We start from the raw sequence: 13,785 nt of genomic DNA, 5'->3' as shown, positions 1-13,785 counted from the left end.
CATCCTGACGGCTGTCATAACTGCGCTCTATATCCATGAGAAGGACAGAAAGAAGTTGGAGTATATGCTTGATGCGTTCGAAGACGGAGAGTACAACTTCCGCTTCACGGAGGACAGCAGGTTCAACAAGGCTCTCAACCGTATAAAATGGATTGTGGAGCGCCGCCGTCAGCAGAACGAGCAGGAGTCCTGGACAAAACTGATTCGCGTGCCCACGCACGAGATTATGAACACCGTCAGCCCTATCGCTTCGCTCAGTGATGCTCTTAGCCGCTATGTTGATATGCCGGAGGAAAACCGTGAGATTGATGTAAAAGCGGGACTTGAGACCATCTCGTCATCCTCAAAGAACCTTATCAAGTTCGTTGAGTCATATCGCGAGCTCACAGGTGTCGCAAGGCCGATTAAGAAGGGCCTTATGGTTGATAAACTCGCCAGAAAGGTGATAGACCTCACCCACGGGCAATGTGCAGCTGCCGGTGCAATTTGCAGCTACAGAGCGGAGTCTGAGGACATACTCATCTACGCCGATGAGTCGCAGATTAGCCGCATTTTCATTAACCTCGTCAAGAATGCTGTCCAGGCAGGTGCAAAGAACATCAGCATCACTGCCAGCATTGATTCTTCAGAGCATACCGTCATCAAGGTTGCGAACGACGGTGCTGCAATCACTCCAGAAGCTCAGGAGCAGATATTCATTCCGTTCTTCACCACCAAGTGCAATGGTTCCGGAATCGGCTTGAGCCTCTCACGCCAGATCATGCGTGCCCATAACGGAACGCTGGACCTTACAAAGAGTGACCGGAATAGAACGGTGTTTACTCTCACTTTCAGATAACAGTAAACGTAAACCAGTCAGTAATAAAAACAAGAATAAAGGCCTGTCGGAATTCCGGCAGGCCTTTATTTTGATACTCAAGAGATTAGTCCTCGAACTTCTGGTTCAGGAGCTCAATCATCTTGATTGTAGCGTAAGAGATTCTTGTGCCAGGGCCAAAGATTGCAGCTGCACCAGCCTTGTAAAGGAAGTCATAATCCTGTGCAGGAATAACGCCACCGGCAACAACTATGATATCCTCGCGGCCGAGTTTCTTGAGCTCGTCAATGATCTGTGGAACAAGGGTCTTGTGGCCAGCTGCCAATGAAGAAACGCCAACAATGTGAACGTCATTCTCAACAGCCTGCTTAGCGGCCTCTGCAGGAGTCTGGAACAATGGTCCCATATCTACGTCAAATCCGCAGTCTGCATAACCTGTAGCAACTACCTTAGCGCCACGGTCGTGACCGTCCTGACCGAGTTTTGCAACCATGATACGAGGCTGACGACCCTCTTTCTTTGCAAACTCAGCAACCATCTTCTTAGCCTGAGCGAACTCAGAATCTTCTTTAACTTCTGAAGAATAAACACCTGTATTCATACGGATAACTGCTTTATATCTTCCAACTACAGCCTCGCAAGCATCTGAAATCTCACCGAGAGATGCTCTTGCCTTGGCTGCCTCAACAGCAAGCTCGAGGAGGTTGCCGCTCTTTGTGCGGACTGCCTCTGTGATGGCTGCCAGACACTCCTTGACCTTTGCATTGTCACGGTTAGCACGGAGAGCCTTGAGTCTTGCAACCTGCTGCTCTCTTACCTTGGTGTTATCAACTGTAAGGATATCGATAGCTTCCTCTTTCTCGAGACGGTACTTGTTGATACCTACAATGGTATCCTCACCTGAATCAATTCTAGCCTGCTTGCGTGCAGCAGCCTCCTCGATTCTGAGTTTAGGAATACCCGTTTCGATAGCCTTTGCCATACCACCGAGTGACTCAACTTCCTGAATGTGCTCCCAAGCCTTGTGAGCCAACTCATTTGTAAGAGACTCAATATAATATGAACCAGCCCATGGATCAATTGAACGGCAAACGTTTGTTTCCTCCTGGATGTAAATCTGGGTATTTCTTGCAATACGTGCAGAGAAGTCGGTAGGAAGTGCAATGGCCTCGTCAAGAGCGTTGGTATGCAGTGACTGTGTATGACCAAGAGCTGCGCCCATAGCCTCGATGCATGTTCTTGCAACGTTGTTGAAAGGATCCTGCTCTGTAAGTGACCAACCTGAAGTCTGGCAGTGTGTTCTGAGTGAGAGTGATTTAGGATTCTGTGGGTTGAACTGGCTTACGAGTTTTGCCCAGATCATACGTGCAGCCCTCATCTTTGCAATCTCCATGAAGTGGTTCATACCGATTGCCCAGAAGAATGAAAGACGTGGAGCGAATGCACCTACGCTTATTCCTGCCTTTACACCTGTTCTGAGGTACTCAAGACCGTCTGCCAATGTGTAAGCCATCTCAATGTCATTGGTTGCACCTGCTTCCTGCATGTGGTAACCTGAAATTGAAATTGAGTTGAACTTAGGCATATACTTTGATGTGTAAGCAAAGATATCGCCTATGATTCTCATTGAGAACTCAGGTGGGTAGATATAGGTGTTTCTTACCATGAACTCCTTGAGGATATCGTTCTGGATTGTACCGGCCATTTCCTCAAGCTTAGCGCCCTGCTCAAGACCTGCTACAATGTAGAAGGCCATGATAGGAAGAACGGCACCGTTCATTGTCATTGATACTGACATCTTGTTCAAAGGAATCTGATCAAAGAGAATCTTCATATCCTCAACGCTGCAGATACTTACACCTGCCTTGCCAACATCACCAACTACTCTTGGATGATCTGCATCATATCCTCTATGTGTTGCAAGGTCAAATGCTACTGAAAGGCCTTTCTGACCGGCAGCAAGGTTCCTTCTGTAGAAAGCGTTTGACTCCTCTGCTGTTGAGAAACCTGCATACTGCCTGATGGTCCAAGGTTTCTGAACGTACATTGTGCTGTAAGGGCCGCGCAGGAAAGGAGCTACACCGGCTGCATAGTTAAGGTGCTCCATTCCTTCCAAATCTTTTGCAGTATAGTTGGTCTTGACTGCAATCTTCTCAGGTGTGATCCACTGGCTATTATCCTGCTCACAGCAGCAAGCCTTTCCACCTGCATATTTTATATCTGAAAAATTAGGACGCATACTAGTTGATTCCAAGTTTAGATTGATACTCCTTTAATGTCTCGAGAACGTTGCTCTTTACGCTGATGAAGTTGCTCAGGCCCTTTGCCATGAGATCCTCCTTGCAAGCAGGCTCACCGGCTACTACTACGATAGCCTTGTTGCCTACGAGATTTGCCATCTCAACTGCGCCTTCTGCGTACTCATCATCTGATGAACAAGCAACAATGATATCGGCCTTAGCCTCAAGAGCTGCCTTCACGCCTTCCTCTACGGATGCAAAGCGGTTGTTGTCAACTACCTTGAAACCTGCTACAGCAAAGAAGTTGCAAGCGAACTGTGCTCTTGCCCTGCACATTGCCAGGTTGCCGTATGTAACCATGAATGCAACCGGCTGCTTGCCGCTCTTGTCTGTTGTGTAACGCATAGCCTCGAATGCCTGTGCGCCTCTGTATTTCTCAAGTGGCTGACCAATCATCTCTGCTGTCTTCTCAGCGGCTGCCTTGCGGGTTACAACGTCTGCTGTAACGTCCTCGTTCACCTTCTCTGTGAAGTTAGGGAACTGGTTGGTACCAAGGATTGTCTGACGGCGTGTTGCAATCTTCTTGTCCCTGTCTGCTGAAGTGGCCTTGATTGTCTCCTGGATGAAACCTGCCTTGAACGCCTCAACGTAACCGCCCATGCCCTCAACCTTGTTGAAGAGTGTCCATGCAGCGTCTGCTATGCTCTGGGTAAGGGTTTCAATGTAATATGAACCGGCTGCAGGATCAACTACCTTGTTGAAATGAGCCTCCTCCTTGAGGATGGTCTGAACGTTTCTTGCTATACGGTTGCTCAACTCGCCTGCTTTTCTGAATGAATGGTCGAAAGGAAGAACCTCGAGTGAATCAACGCCTGCAATTGCAGCGCTCATTGCCTCGGAAGTGCCTCTGAGCATATTTACATATGCATCGTAAGCTGTCTGGTTCCACTCCGATGTACGAGCGTGGATCTTCATCTTCTGGCAGCACTCCTTCTCAACACCGTATGCCTTTGTGATGTTTGCCCACAACATACGTGCAGCGCGGAATTTTGCAATCTCCATGAAATATGTAGAACCTACTGAGAATGTGAATTTCATTCTTCTAGCAGCCTCCTTAGGCTCAACGCCGGCCTCTATGAGAGCGTTCATGTACTCGCTGCCTATTGCAAGTGCGAATGCAAGCTCCTCAACTATGCTTGAACCTGCATCGTTGAATGCGTATGCCTCAACACCGAATACTCTTACTCTTGGCCAATCCTTAACTACCTCAAGGATTTCCTTCATTTTTGCAACATATCCGTCTGTGCAGAACTTGCCGTTCTTGTTAAGACCTCTGACAGGACCATAATCGAATGATGCCTTGAGATCCTCAGGAGCAACACCCTGCTCAGCTGCAACAGCAACAAAGCTCTTTACGATTTCTGCAGTTGCGCAGCAGCAACCTCTGAAGTTAACCTCAACCTTTGCAAGATCAATACCCTTTACAAGGATTTTCATATCCTCTACAGCGATAGCCTTCTTGCCATCTACGTAGAAACCTACTGAATTCAAACCTTTTGCAAGGCCGTCAACAGCCTGCTTGTTCGCACCTTCGAAGCCCTCGCTTACTGTGCAGTAGTCCTGGCGTGTAAGCCAATTGTTATCGTCTTTGGTACCGCGTACAAATGGGAAAACACCAGCCTCTGTTCCAAGATGCTTGATGTCCTTCAAATTTTCTGCGCGATAGTAAGGTCTTACAGAGAAGCCCTCCTGTGTTTTCCACACAAGCTTCTTCTCATAATCAGCACCTTTCAAATCTTTTTGAATAACCTCTTCCCACTGCTCGGTGGTAACTGGAGGAAATTCAGCAAATAATTTTTCTGCCATTTCTGAATTGATTTATGTTTGTGTTATGTTAGAATTAATAATCTTTTTCCGTAATGGAATCCTGCAAATATAGCAATTATTTACTACTGCTCAAAACCCTTTTCTTCTTATAAATCAGAGTGTCAACAATCATTGCGCAAGCTGAGTTGGAAGCTGAGTTGAGCATTGTTGCAGGCATGTCCACAATGGTTCCTATCACTATGATCAGGCCAGCCATCTGAGGGTCGAAACCCATGAGCGAACAGGTGAGGAGCTCTCCAGTAACACCTCCGTTAGGTACAGCACCCATTACAATTGAGGAAAGGGCTGCTATGAACATTGCGGACATGGCCGTTTCCCAGGAATTGGTGCATCCACCGCAAAGTATCGTAAGGAAAAGCACCTTGACTATGGTAGCTGTCATGGAACCGTCCTTATGTATGTTCACACCAAGAGGAAGGACAGCATCGGCCACATTCGCACTCACGCCCATTTTCTTTGTAGCCTCAATGTTGGCAGGAAGTGCGGCAATGCTGGATGTAGTTGCAAAGGCAACAAGCGCAGGAGGCATGATATTGCTCCAGTAGGTTCTTACGCCCCTCATTCCGGCAAAGAGGAATATGTACAGCGTGTGTCCGAAGAAGAACAGTATCAGGGTGATTATCCAATAGAGGAAATAAACCCTCACGTAACCGTTCAGAATCTGAGGGCCCACAGAAGCTATGACATTTGCAATGAAGCATCCAAGACCAACAGGAGCAACATACATCACAAGCTTCATTATCTTGAGCATTGCCTCGCAGCCGGAATCCAGGAACTGTGCGAAAGGTTTGCCCTTCTCACCGCAGATGGAAACAGAGAATCCAAGGATTACCGCAAAGATGATCATTGGTAGCAGATTGGACTTTGAGAACAGTTTCCAGAAATCGTCAACGGTGAAGGCGTTCACAACAGCCGTGGCCGTATCGGGCTTTGACGCCGTTGACAGATCGAACATGCTGCCGGCCATTGCCGCCGGATCAATGTCTCCAAGAGGTGGGAAAACCATACATACAAGGAAAGCCACTATTCCGGCTATTATGCTGGTTACGGAAAAGGCTACTGCCGTATAACCCAGAACCTTTCCTGCAGTACCGCTGTTGTTCATCTTGCACAGGGATGAACTTATACTGAAGAAAACAATAGGAACAACGAGGGTGAAGACGAAATTCAAAAAGATATCGCCTACCGGTTTGACGCAATTCACGCCGTTGCCAAAGACGATACCACATGCCCCACCAATAGCAACCCCGGCCAGCAGGGCCAGGGTCATTGCATTGTCTTTCAAAAACTTGATCATACAAGCAAAGGGTGGTCTATTATTAATCTCTGTCCTTAAGTCTGGATATCTGCTCCTTGAGAACATCTGCGCATACGGTTACCGCATCCTCGAAAGTGTTGGCATTCTTCTCAACGAAAAGATCCTTTCCAGTAGCATGAGCCCTGATTTTAACACATTTGTTGGCGTTGTCAGGAAGAAGGGTGAGAGTTACATCCAAGGCATTGATACCTGCATTGAACTTCTCGATTCTTGACAATTTCTTCTCAATGAATTCCAGCAATTTTGCATCTGCGTCAAACTTTACTGACTGTACATTTATTTCCATATAACCTCCTGTTTTTAGTTATGTTTCAATTTATTATTAATCAAATGCCGCTTTGTGCCATCAGGCCTCATTTCTTTGAATGCGGATGTGCGTTTTCATAAACCTTGCGCAACTGTTCGAATGAATTGTGGGTATATACCTGCGTGGCCGCAAGGCTCGAATGCCCCAATACCTCCTTTATACTGTTCAAATCCGCACCACCGTTGAGCAGGTGTGTTGCAAAAGAATGGCGCAGCACGTGAGGCGATTTCTTTCCCTCAAAACCTCTCAATCCATCCAATTGCTTATGAATCACATTGTTGACAAATGCCAGATAAACATCCTCGCCTTTATCCGTAACAAAGAAAGAACTACCCGACCGCCCTTCAAAGAGAGCATTTCTCTTTTGTAAATATAGCAATATTTTTCCTTTCAACCAAGAGACCAGCGGAATTTGTCTTTCCTTTGCTCCCTTGCCGGTAATTGTGAACACTGACCTGTCCTCGTCAAAGTTCTCAAGTCTGAGCCCTGCCAGTTCCGCACGTCTCATTCCGGTTCCGTAAAGCAGCATTACAATGAGCATGTCACGGCAGGCGGAGAAGGACTCAAGCCTTGCGGAAGGATCGCTTTCAGAACTATCGCCGGTCCATGAAGAATTTTCCAGGAAGGATGATATGAGCTCCTCCAGTGCCTCCCTGTCATAGAACTCAGGCAAACGGTGGCTCTCCTTCGGCCTTTGGATTTTCTTCACCGGGTTGGTCTGCAGGAGCCCCTGTTTACATAGATAGCTGCAATAGCTGCTCAGGGCGCTCAGGTGCAGGTTAACGCTTCTGGAGCTGAGGCCCCCGTTCAGAAGCGAGGCAATGAAGCCCCTGATATGAAGCGGCTGGAGCACGGAGATGCTGTCATCGCCACCGATATAGTCATAAAAACGCTGCACGGCATCGGCATAGAGCCGAACCGTGCGTGGCGAATATCTTCTTTCTGTTTCTATATATCGAAGGAACTGTTCAAGCATATTCAGTCCTTCATTTCTGAAAGCACGCCTGCAAGCTGTTTCTGTGAACTGCCTTTGTCTGTATAGATGCAAGGTCCTGTTACACAGCCGCCCTCGCAGGACATGATCTCCAGGAACTGAGCGGGTGTCTTGCCTGTCTTTGCATAAATCCTGAGCAGCGCAATGTTCCTCTTGTCAAGGTTTGCAATCTGAACGGTCTTAAGGTTGTCAACCTTAGGTGTAAGTTCAGGATTCTGGCAATAGAAACGTTTCACGGCACTTGTCACACCGCCTGTGCCGGCGAATGCATGTGCCTCCTTATATGGTTCCACCTCCATTGTGTATGGAGCGGCTTCCGCCATGTCTATTCCAAGTCCCGAGAGAACTGAACCCAGTTCCTCGAAAGTCATTGCCCATTCAACACCGTCCGTGATCCTCACCTCCTTCCTCTTAGCAACGCAAGGTCCTATGAATACGAGCTTTGCATTCGGGTGTTTCTCGTGAGCTATCTTTATGGTATAGACCATTGGTGAACCTGCGGAAGAAACATATTTCTCCATTTCAGGAATATGCTTCCTTACAAGCTGGATGTATGAAGGGCAGCAGCTGGTTGTCATGAACGGAGCACCGTTCTCAAGTCTTTCAGTAAGTTCGCGGGCTTCGACTTCGGTTGTTACCATCGCACCCTGCGCCACCTCTATCACGTCCTTGAAGCCAATGGCCTTTATTGCACCGTAAACCTGCTCGCGAGGAGCCTTGAACTGTGCTATTATTGAAGGAGCCACCATAGCAACCACTTCGTTACCGTTCTTCATGCTCTGAAGTATGTCGAACACCTGGGAAATCTCGAAGATTGCTCCGAAAGGACAGGCGTTGATGCATTTACCGCAATAGATGCATTTCGTATCATCTATGTGCTCTATGCCGAATTCGTTCTTATGGATAGCCTTTACAGGGCAGGCCTCCTCACAAGGAACAGGAATGTAAACGATTGCGTGGTAAGGGCAGGAATCCTTGCACTTTCCGCAGCTTATGCACAGATCGTGGTCAATCTCGGCCTGACCCTTCTTTGTAAAGTGGATGGCTCCCTTGGGGCAGTTCATATAGCAGGCCCTTGCAACGCAGCCGCGGCAGAGGTTGGTGACCTCATAATTGGTCTGTACACAGGATGAACATGCCTCGTCTATCACGCAGAGAAGATTCTGCTTGGGATTCCCGTTTCTTGTAACAGCCTCCTTCGCATAGGATGAAAGCGGTGTGAGTTCGTCCTTTTCATCGGACATATCGAATCCGAGAAGAGGGAAGGATTTGTATTTCCACACGGCGCGCTCCTTGTGCACGCAGCACCTTCCCATCACCTTTGCATTCCTAGGGCTGAGTTTAATGGGCAGTCTGTCAATCTCTTCCACAAGTTTGTCCTCTTTCCACAATTTCACAAGATCGGCCAGCAGCTTGTGGCGCACAATCATCACATTATTGGTAAATGCCATATTGTTACAGTATTTATTTTAACGTAATTTGTCAAATTATGCCGCAAAATTAAGCAAAAAAAGAGAAATAAGAGATATATTTGCATTTTATAGGAAAAACATACTACTATAATATTATGAGAAAACAATCACTGATTTTATGTTTTGCTGCATTGCTCGCAGGATTTCTCTTTGTTTCATGCAACAAGGACAATGACCTTCCTCCAAGGCCATCAGGTCAGTTCATAGGTGTGATAGGCAATGAAAAAGTATTGGTTACTGAAGACACCCGCGTAATTGCGGACCTTTCCATTCCAGGCTGCCTGAACACATTGAGCATCAATATCAAATCGGCGCCAATTGAAAAATATCTGTCAGACAGGAATATCAGCAACACGCTCGATCTGGTTAATCCGTCAGAAACGACCAAGAACTTTCTTGATGAAATGGGCATACCTTCTGGTATCAATGTATATCAGAAAACCGCACTGCAGATAAACCTTTCAAACCTTCTGAAACTGCTGCTGCAGTTGGAGCGTTCCACCAAGGACAACGAGTTCACACTCCAGCTTACAGACAACGAAGGACAGTGGCTTGCAGGCACTCTGGTTGCTTATACCAATGAAGATGGATCCGGCATTGAAGATAAGGAAGAAGGGGATGGCAACGAAATGACCAACTGCTTTGGAATAATCGCAGGCAAGAACGCCACTACTGACGGAAGCGTCCTGGTGGGCCACAATGAAGATGACGGCGGAGAGCAGATGCTCAACATGTACGTTGCCGATTTCGGCCTCTGGGCTGAATTCCCGGGAATGAAGGTTGCCGATGCAGCTTTGAACAAATGGGGCGTTTGCGTAGTTTCCGACGCCTGCCAGTCAAGGGAGAACAAGAAGGACTTCAAGGATGGCGGTGTTCTTTACGAGGTCAGGATGGCTGTTGCCAAAAATGCCACATCTGCAAGAGATGGCGTGAAAATCATTGGCAAGCTTGTTGAGCAGAAAGGTTACAGCGGCAGCGGAAGGACTTATCTTGTTGCTGACCCTAACGAGGGTTGGGTTGTAAGTGTAGTTCAGGGACGTCACTGGGTAGCTCAGAGGGTTCCTGACGATCAGGTTATGGTAATACCTAACAACTATATCATCGACCAGGTAAAGCCGTACGACAGCGAGAACTTCATGTGCTGTGCGGACCTCATTGACTACGCCATCAAGCGCGGGTGGTACAAGAAAGCAGATGGAGAGTTCTCCTTCAAGAAGGCATACGGTGACCCTGAAAATTACAGGAAGCCTTTCAACTGCATAAGAAGACAGTCTGCTCTGAGATATTTGAGCGGAATAGAATACAGCAAGGATCAGGACACTCATCCTTTCAGCTTCAAGCCAAAGAAGAAGGTTTCTATCCAGGACTTGAGAACCGTCCTTTCTTCACACGGACAGAATGTGGAGGAGCAGTATTCAAACAAGGCCGAGCACGCAGGGCATCAGGAATGCATCTGTCGTGAAACAACTATCCTTTCAAACATTTTCCAGCTCAGGAACTGGCTTCCAAAGGATGTAGGTTGCGTTATGTGGACTGCAGCGGGACATCCTTGCGTGGAGGCTTATTTCCCTTGGTATCTTGGAATGAACAAGACAGTTTACGGATTCAACAGATTCAAGAATGTTCAGGAAGCCGAAGCCGTGCATTTCAGCGATGCAAAGGACCTCAGGGCCAACTATCCTGGCGGACTCTACTGGAAATTCGTTGACAGATGGAACAGAATCAGCAAGGATTACGAAAACAACGTTGAAGTTGACAAGGAAGAGTTCAAGTATTTCCAGAACTTCCTCTTTGCAGTTCAGCCTAATGTGGAGGTTGATTTCTTCTCCGATCCGTCTTCTTACCTCAAGTCAAATTCAAGGAACTGCGAGGATCTTGCCCTTGTTCCTGAAGCATACGTAAGAATGTACGAATACACCCAGAAGATGTACAGAATCTACTTCAAGAAATTCGGCATGGAAAACTGATGAGCAATGAATAAAAAAACGGGACCGGCTGAAAAGTCGGTCCCGTTTTTTTATGCTTAAAGAGTGATTATTCCTCCTCAAGGTGCAAATGCTGTACATAGATGGCCTTGTTCATCTGCTCTCTCTTCTTAACAGACGGTTTTGTGAACTCCCTTCTGCTTCTGAGCTCCTTTACAATGCCGGTCTTCTCGAATTTACGTTTGAATTTCTTCAGAGCTTTCTCTATGTTCTCACCCTCTTTGATAGGTACTATAATCATTGCTTTACCACCTCCTTTTTATTTGCGGTCACAAATATATCTCTAAATAATTTAATATGCAAGCCGTTTTTATTCTTCGCCTGTAGTATAGCATTCCGGATGCCTGCCCTGATAGTTCTTGAGATGATAATAATGCTGCACATATTTCAAGTCAGAGGCAGTGTCACCGCTTAGCTCCAGCTTCTCACCATGGCCTATTGTTTTGGTTCTCCAGTCGAAATAACCGGCGTATACATTAAGATTGCAAGCCTTGGCAATTGTAAGGAAACCGGACTTCCATCTTTTTACAGCCTTCCTGGTTCCTTCAGGAGCAATGGCAAGATGGAAATTGTCACAGCTGTTCAAATGGTGAATTATCTGAAGGGCCACGGAACTTCCCTTGCTTCTGTCAACAGGAACGGCTCCCATTGCCTTCATTATCGGGCCCAGCGGTCCCCAGAAGAAAGAACTCTTGACCATGATCTTCGGATAGCCTCCTATGGAACGGTAATACACCCATGAAATGAGATAATCCATTGCCGAAGTGTGAGGAACTCCAAGAATTATGCACTTGTCCTCGGGCACCGGTGCTGTATCAGGGGTTTTCCAGCCCATCAATTTCAACAAAAATTTACAAAACTTCTGCATCTGATTCTATTATATATTCTGATTTTCAAGAGTTTCCTCCACAATAAGCTCTGAACGGAGATTCTCCCTTATGAAATTCTGCCTTTCGAAAGTATTCTTCCCCATATAGAATTCCAGCAGGTCTGAAACCGAATCGTCAGGTGAGAGACGCACTCTGTCCAGTCTTATGCCATCACCTATGAAATCGGCGAATTCATCCGGGGATATTTCTCCAAGACCTTTGAACCTTGTTATTTCCGCAGCCTTGCCGAACTTCTTCAATGCCTTTTCACGTTCCTCTCCGCTGTAGCAGTAGCAGGTCTCCATATTGCCCTTTGCCATTTTCTTCCTGACTCTGAACAGAGGTGTCTGAAGTATGTAAAGGTGTCCCTGCCTTATTATCTCAGGCGAGAACTGGAGGAAATATGTAAGCAGCAGCAGACGGATATGCATTCCGTCAACATCGGCATCGGTTGCTATGACCACCTTGTTGTACCGGAGATTGTCAATGTCGTCCTCAATGTTCAGCGCAGCCTGAAGCAGGGCGAACTCATCGTTTGCATAAACCTTGTCCTTTGCAAGATCGAAAGTGTTCAGAGGTTTTCCCCTCAGGCTGAACACTGCCTGATAGTTTGCATCACGGCTCTTGGTTATTGAACCGGAAGCGGAATCGCCCTCGGTTATGAAAAGCATTGTCCGGTCATTGAGAGGGTCCTTGTCGCCATAGTGTATTCTGCAGTCACGCAGCTTGCGGTTGTGCAGGGAGGCCTTCTTTGCTTTTTCCCTTGCGATTTTCTGCAACCCGCTGATAGCTTTCCTTTCCTTTTCACTCTCAAGAATCTTCTTGAGCATTCTGTCTGTAACAGCAGCATTCTTATGCAGATAATTATCCAGCTGTGACTGAAGGAAATCAACAATGAAATTCCTTATTGTGAGCTCCTTTCCCGGAGCAACAAGTCTTGAATTCAGGAAAGTCTTTGTCTGATTCGAGAAGCTTGGTTCCTCCACCCTTATGCTTACTGCGGCAACTATTGACTGACGGACATCCTTGGGGTCGAAATCCTTCTTGAAGAAATCCTTCACCGTCTTGGCAACTCCCTCGCGGAATGCTGCAAGATGAGTTCCTCCGTGAATTGTATTCTGTCCGTTTACAAAGGATGCAATATTCTCCCCGTTATCAGTCCCGTGGGTGATTGCCACTTCTATATCCTCGCCCATCAGGTGAATGACAGGATACAGCGGTTCCTCCGTGAGATTGTCGTTTATCAAATCCAGCAATCCGTTCTTTGAAACGAATTCCTGTCCGTTGAACATAAGGACAAGTCCACGGTTCAGATATGCATAATTGCGGAGCATTGTATTGAGGAACTCCATGTTGTAACTGTAGTTCTCATACAGGCTGTCATCTGCAATATACTTCACGAGCGTTCCGTTCTTCTGTCCGGAAGCATCCTCCTCTCCGCTCCTTACCAGATTTCCCTTTGAAAATTCCGCATAAACGCTCTTGCCGTCCCTGAAGGACTGTACATAATAATATGTACTTGTAGCATTCACGGCCTTGGTACCCACGCCGTTCAGACCCACTGATTTCTTGAAGGCCGCACTGCCATATTTTGCGCCGGTATTCATTGCGCTCGCGCTTTCAACCAGTTTGCCGAAAGGAATGCCCCTTCCGTAATCCCTCACGCTAACGAGCCTGTCTTCAAGTGTTATGTCAATACGCTTTCCGAATCCCATACCGAACTCGTCAATGGCATTGTCTATGATTTCCTTGAAAAGAATATATATACCATCGTCCGGGTTGGAGCCATCACCGAGCTTGCCAAGATACATGCCAGGTCTGCGGCGTATGTGCTCGTTCCAGCTCAGGGTCTGAAAATCATCCTCTGTATAATTGTTCACCTGCTTCTCCGCCATT

Annotated in this window: 11 protein-coding genes; 2 read left to right on the top strand and 9 right to left on the bottom strand. The window is 46.9% G+C overall.

All coding sequences use genetic code 11. The annotated features are described in order from the left end of the window. The coding region (locus AC06L3_RS04650) for a sensor histidine kinase (RefSeq protein WP_475669454.1) at window positions 1–838 on the top strand (838 nt) is incomplete at its 5' end. An 85-nt stretch (window positions 839–923) separates the two neighbouring features. Here the strand turns inward: AC06L3_RS04650 and scpA are convergent. The 6 genes from scpA to AC06L3_RS04620 form a co-directional block, all read right to left on the bottom strand. Further along, on the bottom strand, window positions 924–3,056 hold the full coding sequence (gene scpA / locus AC06L3_RS04645; RefSeq protein ID WP_475669453.1) for a methylmalonyl-CoA mutase: 2,133 nt from the start codon (window positions 3,054–3,056) through the stop codon (window positions 924–926). Window position 3,057: 1 nt separating this feature from the next. Beyond that, a complete protein-coding gene (locus AC06L3_RS04640) occupies window positions 3,058–4,923 on the bottom strand; it encodes a methylmalonyl-CoA mutase family protein (RefSeq protein ID WP_475669452.1) in 1,866 nt (621 codons plus the stop codon). Between the two features lie 76 nt (window positions 4,924–4,999). After that, on the bottom strand, window positions 5,000–6,241 hold the full coding sequence (locus AC06L3_RS04635; protein WP_475669451.1) for a dicarboxylate/amino acid:cation symporter: 1,242 nt from the start codon (window positions 6,239–6,241) through the stop codon (window positions 5,000–5,002). A 22-nt stretch (window positions 6,242–6,263) separates the two neighbouring features. Next, window positions 6,264–6,548, bottom strand: coding sequence for an HPF/RaiA family ribosome-associated protein (locus AC06L3_RS04630; protein WP_475669450.1), 285 nt, complete (start codon window positions 6,546–6,548; stop codon window positions 6,264–6,266). 67 nt (window positions 6,549–6,615) lie between these two features. Then, a complete protein-coding gene (locus tag AC06L3_RS04625; protein ID WP_475669449.1) occupies window positions 6,616–7,545 on the bottom strand; it encodes a tyrosine-type recombinase/integrase in 930 nt (309 codons plus the stop codon). A 2-nt stretch (window positions 7,546–7,547) separates the two neighbouring features. Beyond that, entirely contained in the window at window positions 7,548–9,014 is a 1,467-nt protein-coding gene (locus AC06L3_RS04620) for a monomeric [FeFe] hydrogenase (protein ID WP_475669448.1), read from the bottom strand. Window positions 9,015–9,130: 116 nt separating this feature from the next. On the opposite strand from AC06L3_RS04620, the gene AC06L3_RS04615 reads away from it, so the two are divergent. Further along, window positions 9,131–11,002 (top strand): C69 family dipeptidase, encoded by a 1,872-nt coding sequence (locus AC06L3_RS04615; protein ID WP_475669447.1) that lies wholly within the window; start codon window positions 9,131–9,133, stop codon window positions 11,000–11,002. Window positions 11,003–11,069: 67 nt separating this feature from the next. Here the strand turns inward: AC06L3_RS04615 and rpsU are convergent, their stop codons facing one another. From rpsU to AC06L3_RS04600, 3 genes are all read right to left on the bottom strand, one after another. After that, window positions 11,070–11,261: a 30S ribosomal protein S21 gene (gene rpsU, locus AC06L3_RS04610; RefSeq protein WP_475669446.1), complete on the bottom strand. Its 192-nt coding sequence runs from the start codon at window positions 11,259–11,261 to the stop codon at window positions 11,070–11,072. A 69-nt stretch (window positions 11,262–11,330) separates the two neighbouring features. Next, window positions 11,331–11,855, bottom strand: coding sequence for a 1-acyl-sn-glycerol-3-phosphate acyltransferase (locus AC06L3_RS04605; RefSeq protein WP_475669445.1), 525 nt, complete (start codon window positions 11,853–11,855; stop codon window positions 11,331–11,333). Window positions 11,856–11,897: 42 nt separating this feature from the next. Continuing rightward, entirely contained in the window at window positions 11,898–13,784 is a 1,887-nt protein-coding gene (locus AC06L3_RS04600; protein WP_475669444.1) for a DNA topoisomerase IV subunit B, read from the bottom strand. Window position 13,785 lies beyond the last annotated feature (1 nt).

The organism is Candidatus Egerieousia sp. (genome assembly GCF_056211015.1).
This window is presented reverse-complemented; position numbering and strand designations above follow the sequence as displayed.

Excerpts from the sequence above, each read along its gene's own strand:
- scpA (WP_475669453.1), bottom strand. The coding sequence starts at position 3,056 with ATGCGTCCTAATTTTTCAGATATAAAATATGCAGGTGGAAAGGCTTGC.
- AC06L3_RS04640 (WP_475669452.1), bottom strand. The coding sequence starts at position 4,923 with ATGGCAGAAAAATTATTTGCTGAATTTCCTCCAGTTACCACCGAGCAG.
- AC06L3_RS04635 (WP_475669451.1), bottom strand. The coding sequence starts at position 6,241 with ATGATCAAGTTTTTGAAAGACAATGCAATGACCCTGGCCCTGCTGGCC.
- AC06L3_RS04630 (WP_475669450.1), bottom strand. The coding sequence starts at position 6,548 with ATGGAAATAAATGTACAGTCAGTAAAGTTTGACGCAGATGCAAAATTG.
- AC06L3_RS04625 (WP_475669449.1), bottom strand. The coding sequence starts at position 7,545 with ATGCTTGAACAGTTCCTTCGATATATAGAAACAGAAAGAAGATATTCG.
- AC06L3_RS04620 (WP_475669448.1), bottom strand. The coding sequence starts at position 9,014 with ATGGCATTTACCAATAATGTGATGATTGTGCGCCACAAGCTGCTGGCC.
- AC06L3_RS04615 (WP_475669447.1), top strand. The coding sequence starts at position 9,131 with ATGAGAAAACAATCACTGATTTTATGTTTTGCTGCATTGCTCGCAGGA.
- rpsU (WP_475669446.1), bottom strand. The coding sequence starts at position 11,261 with ATGATTATAGTACCTATCAAAGAGGGTGAGAACATAGAGAAAGCTCTG.
- AC06L3_RS04605 (WP_475669445.1), bottom strand. The coding sequence starts at position 11,855 with ATGGGCTGGAAAACCCCTGATACAGCACCGGTGCCCGAGGACAAGTGC.
- AC06L3_RS04600 (WP_475669444.1), bottom strand. The coding sequence starts at position 13,784 with ATGGCGGAGAAGCAGGTGAACAATTATACAGAGGATGATTTTCAGACC.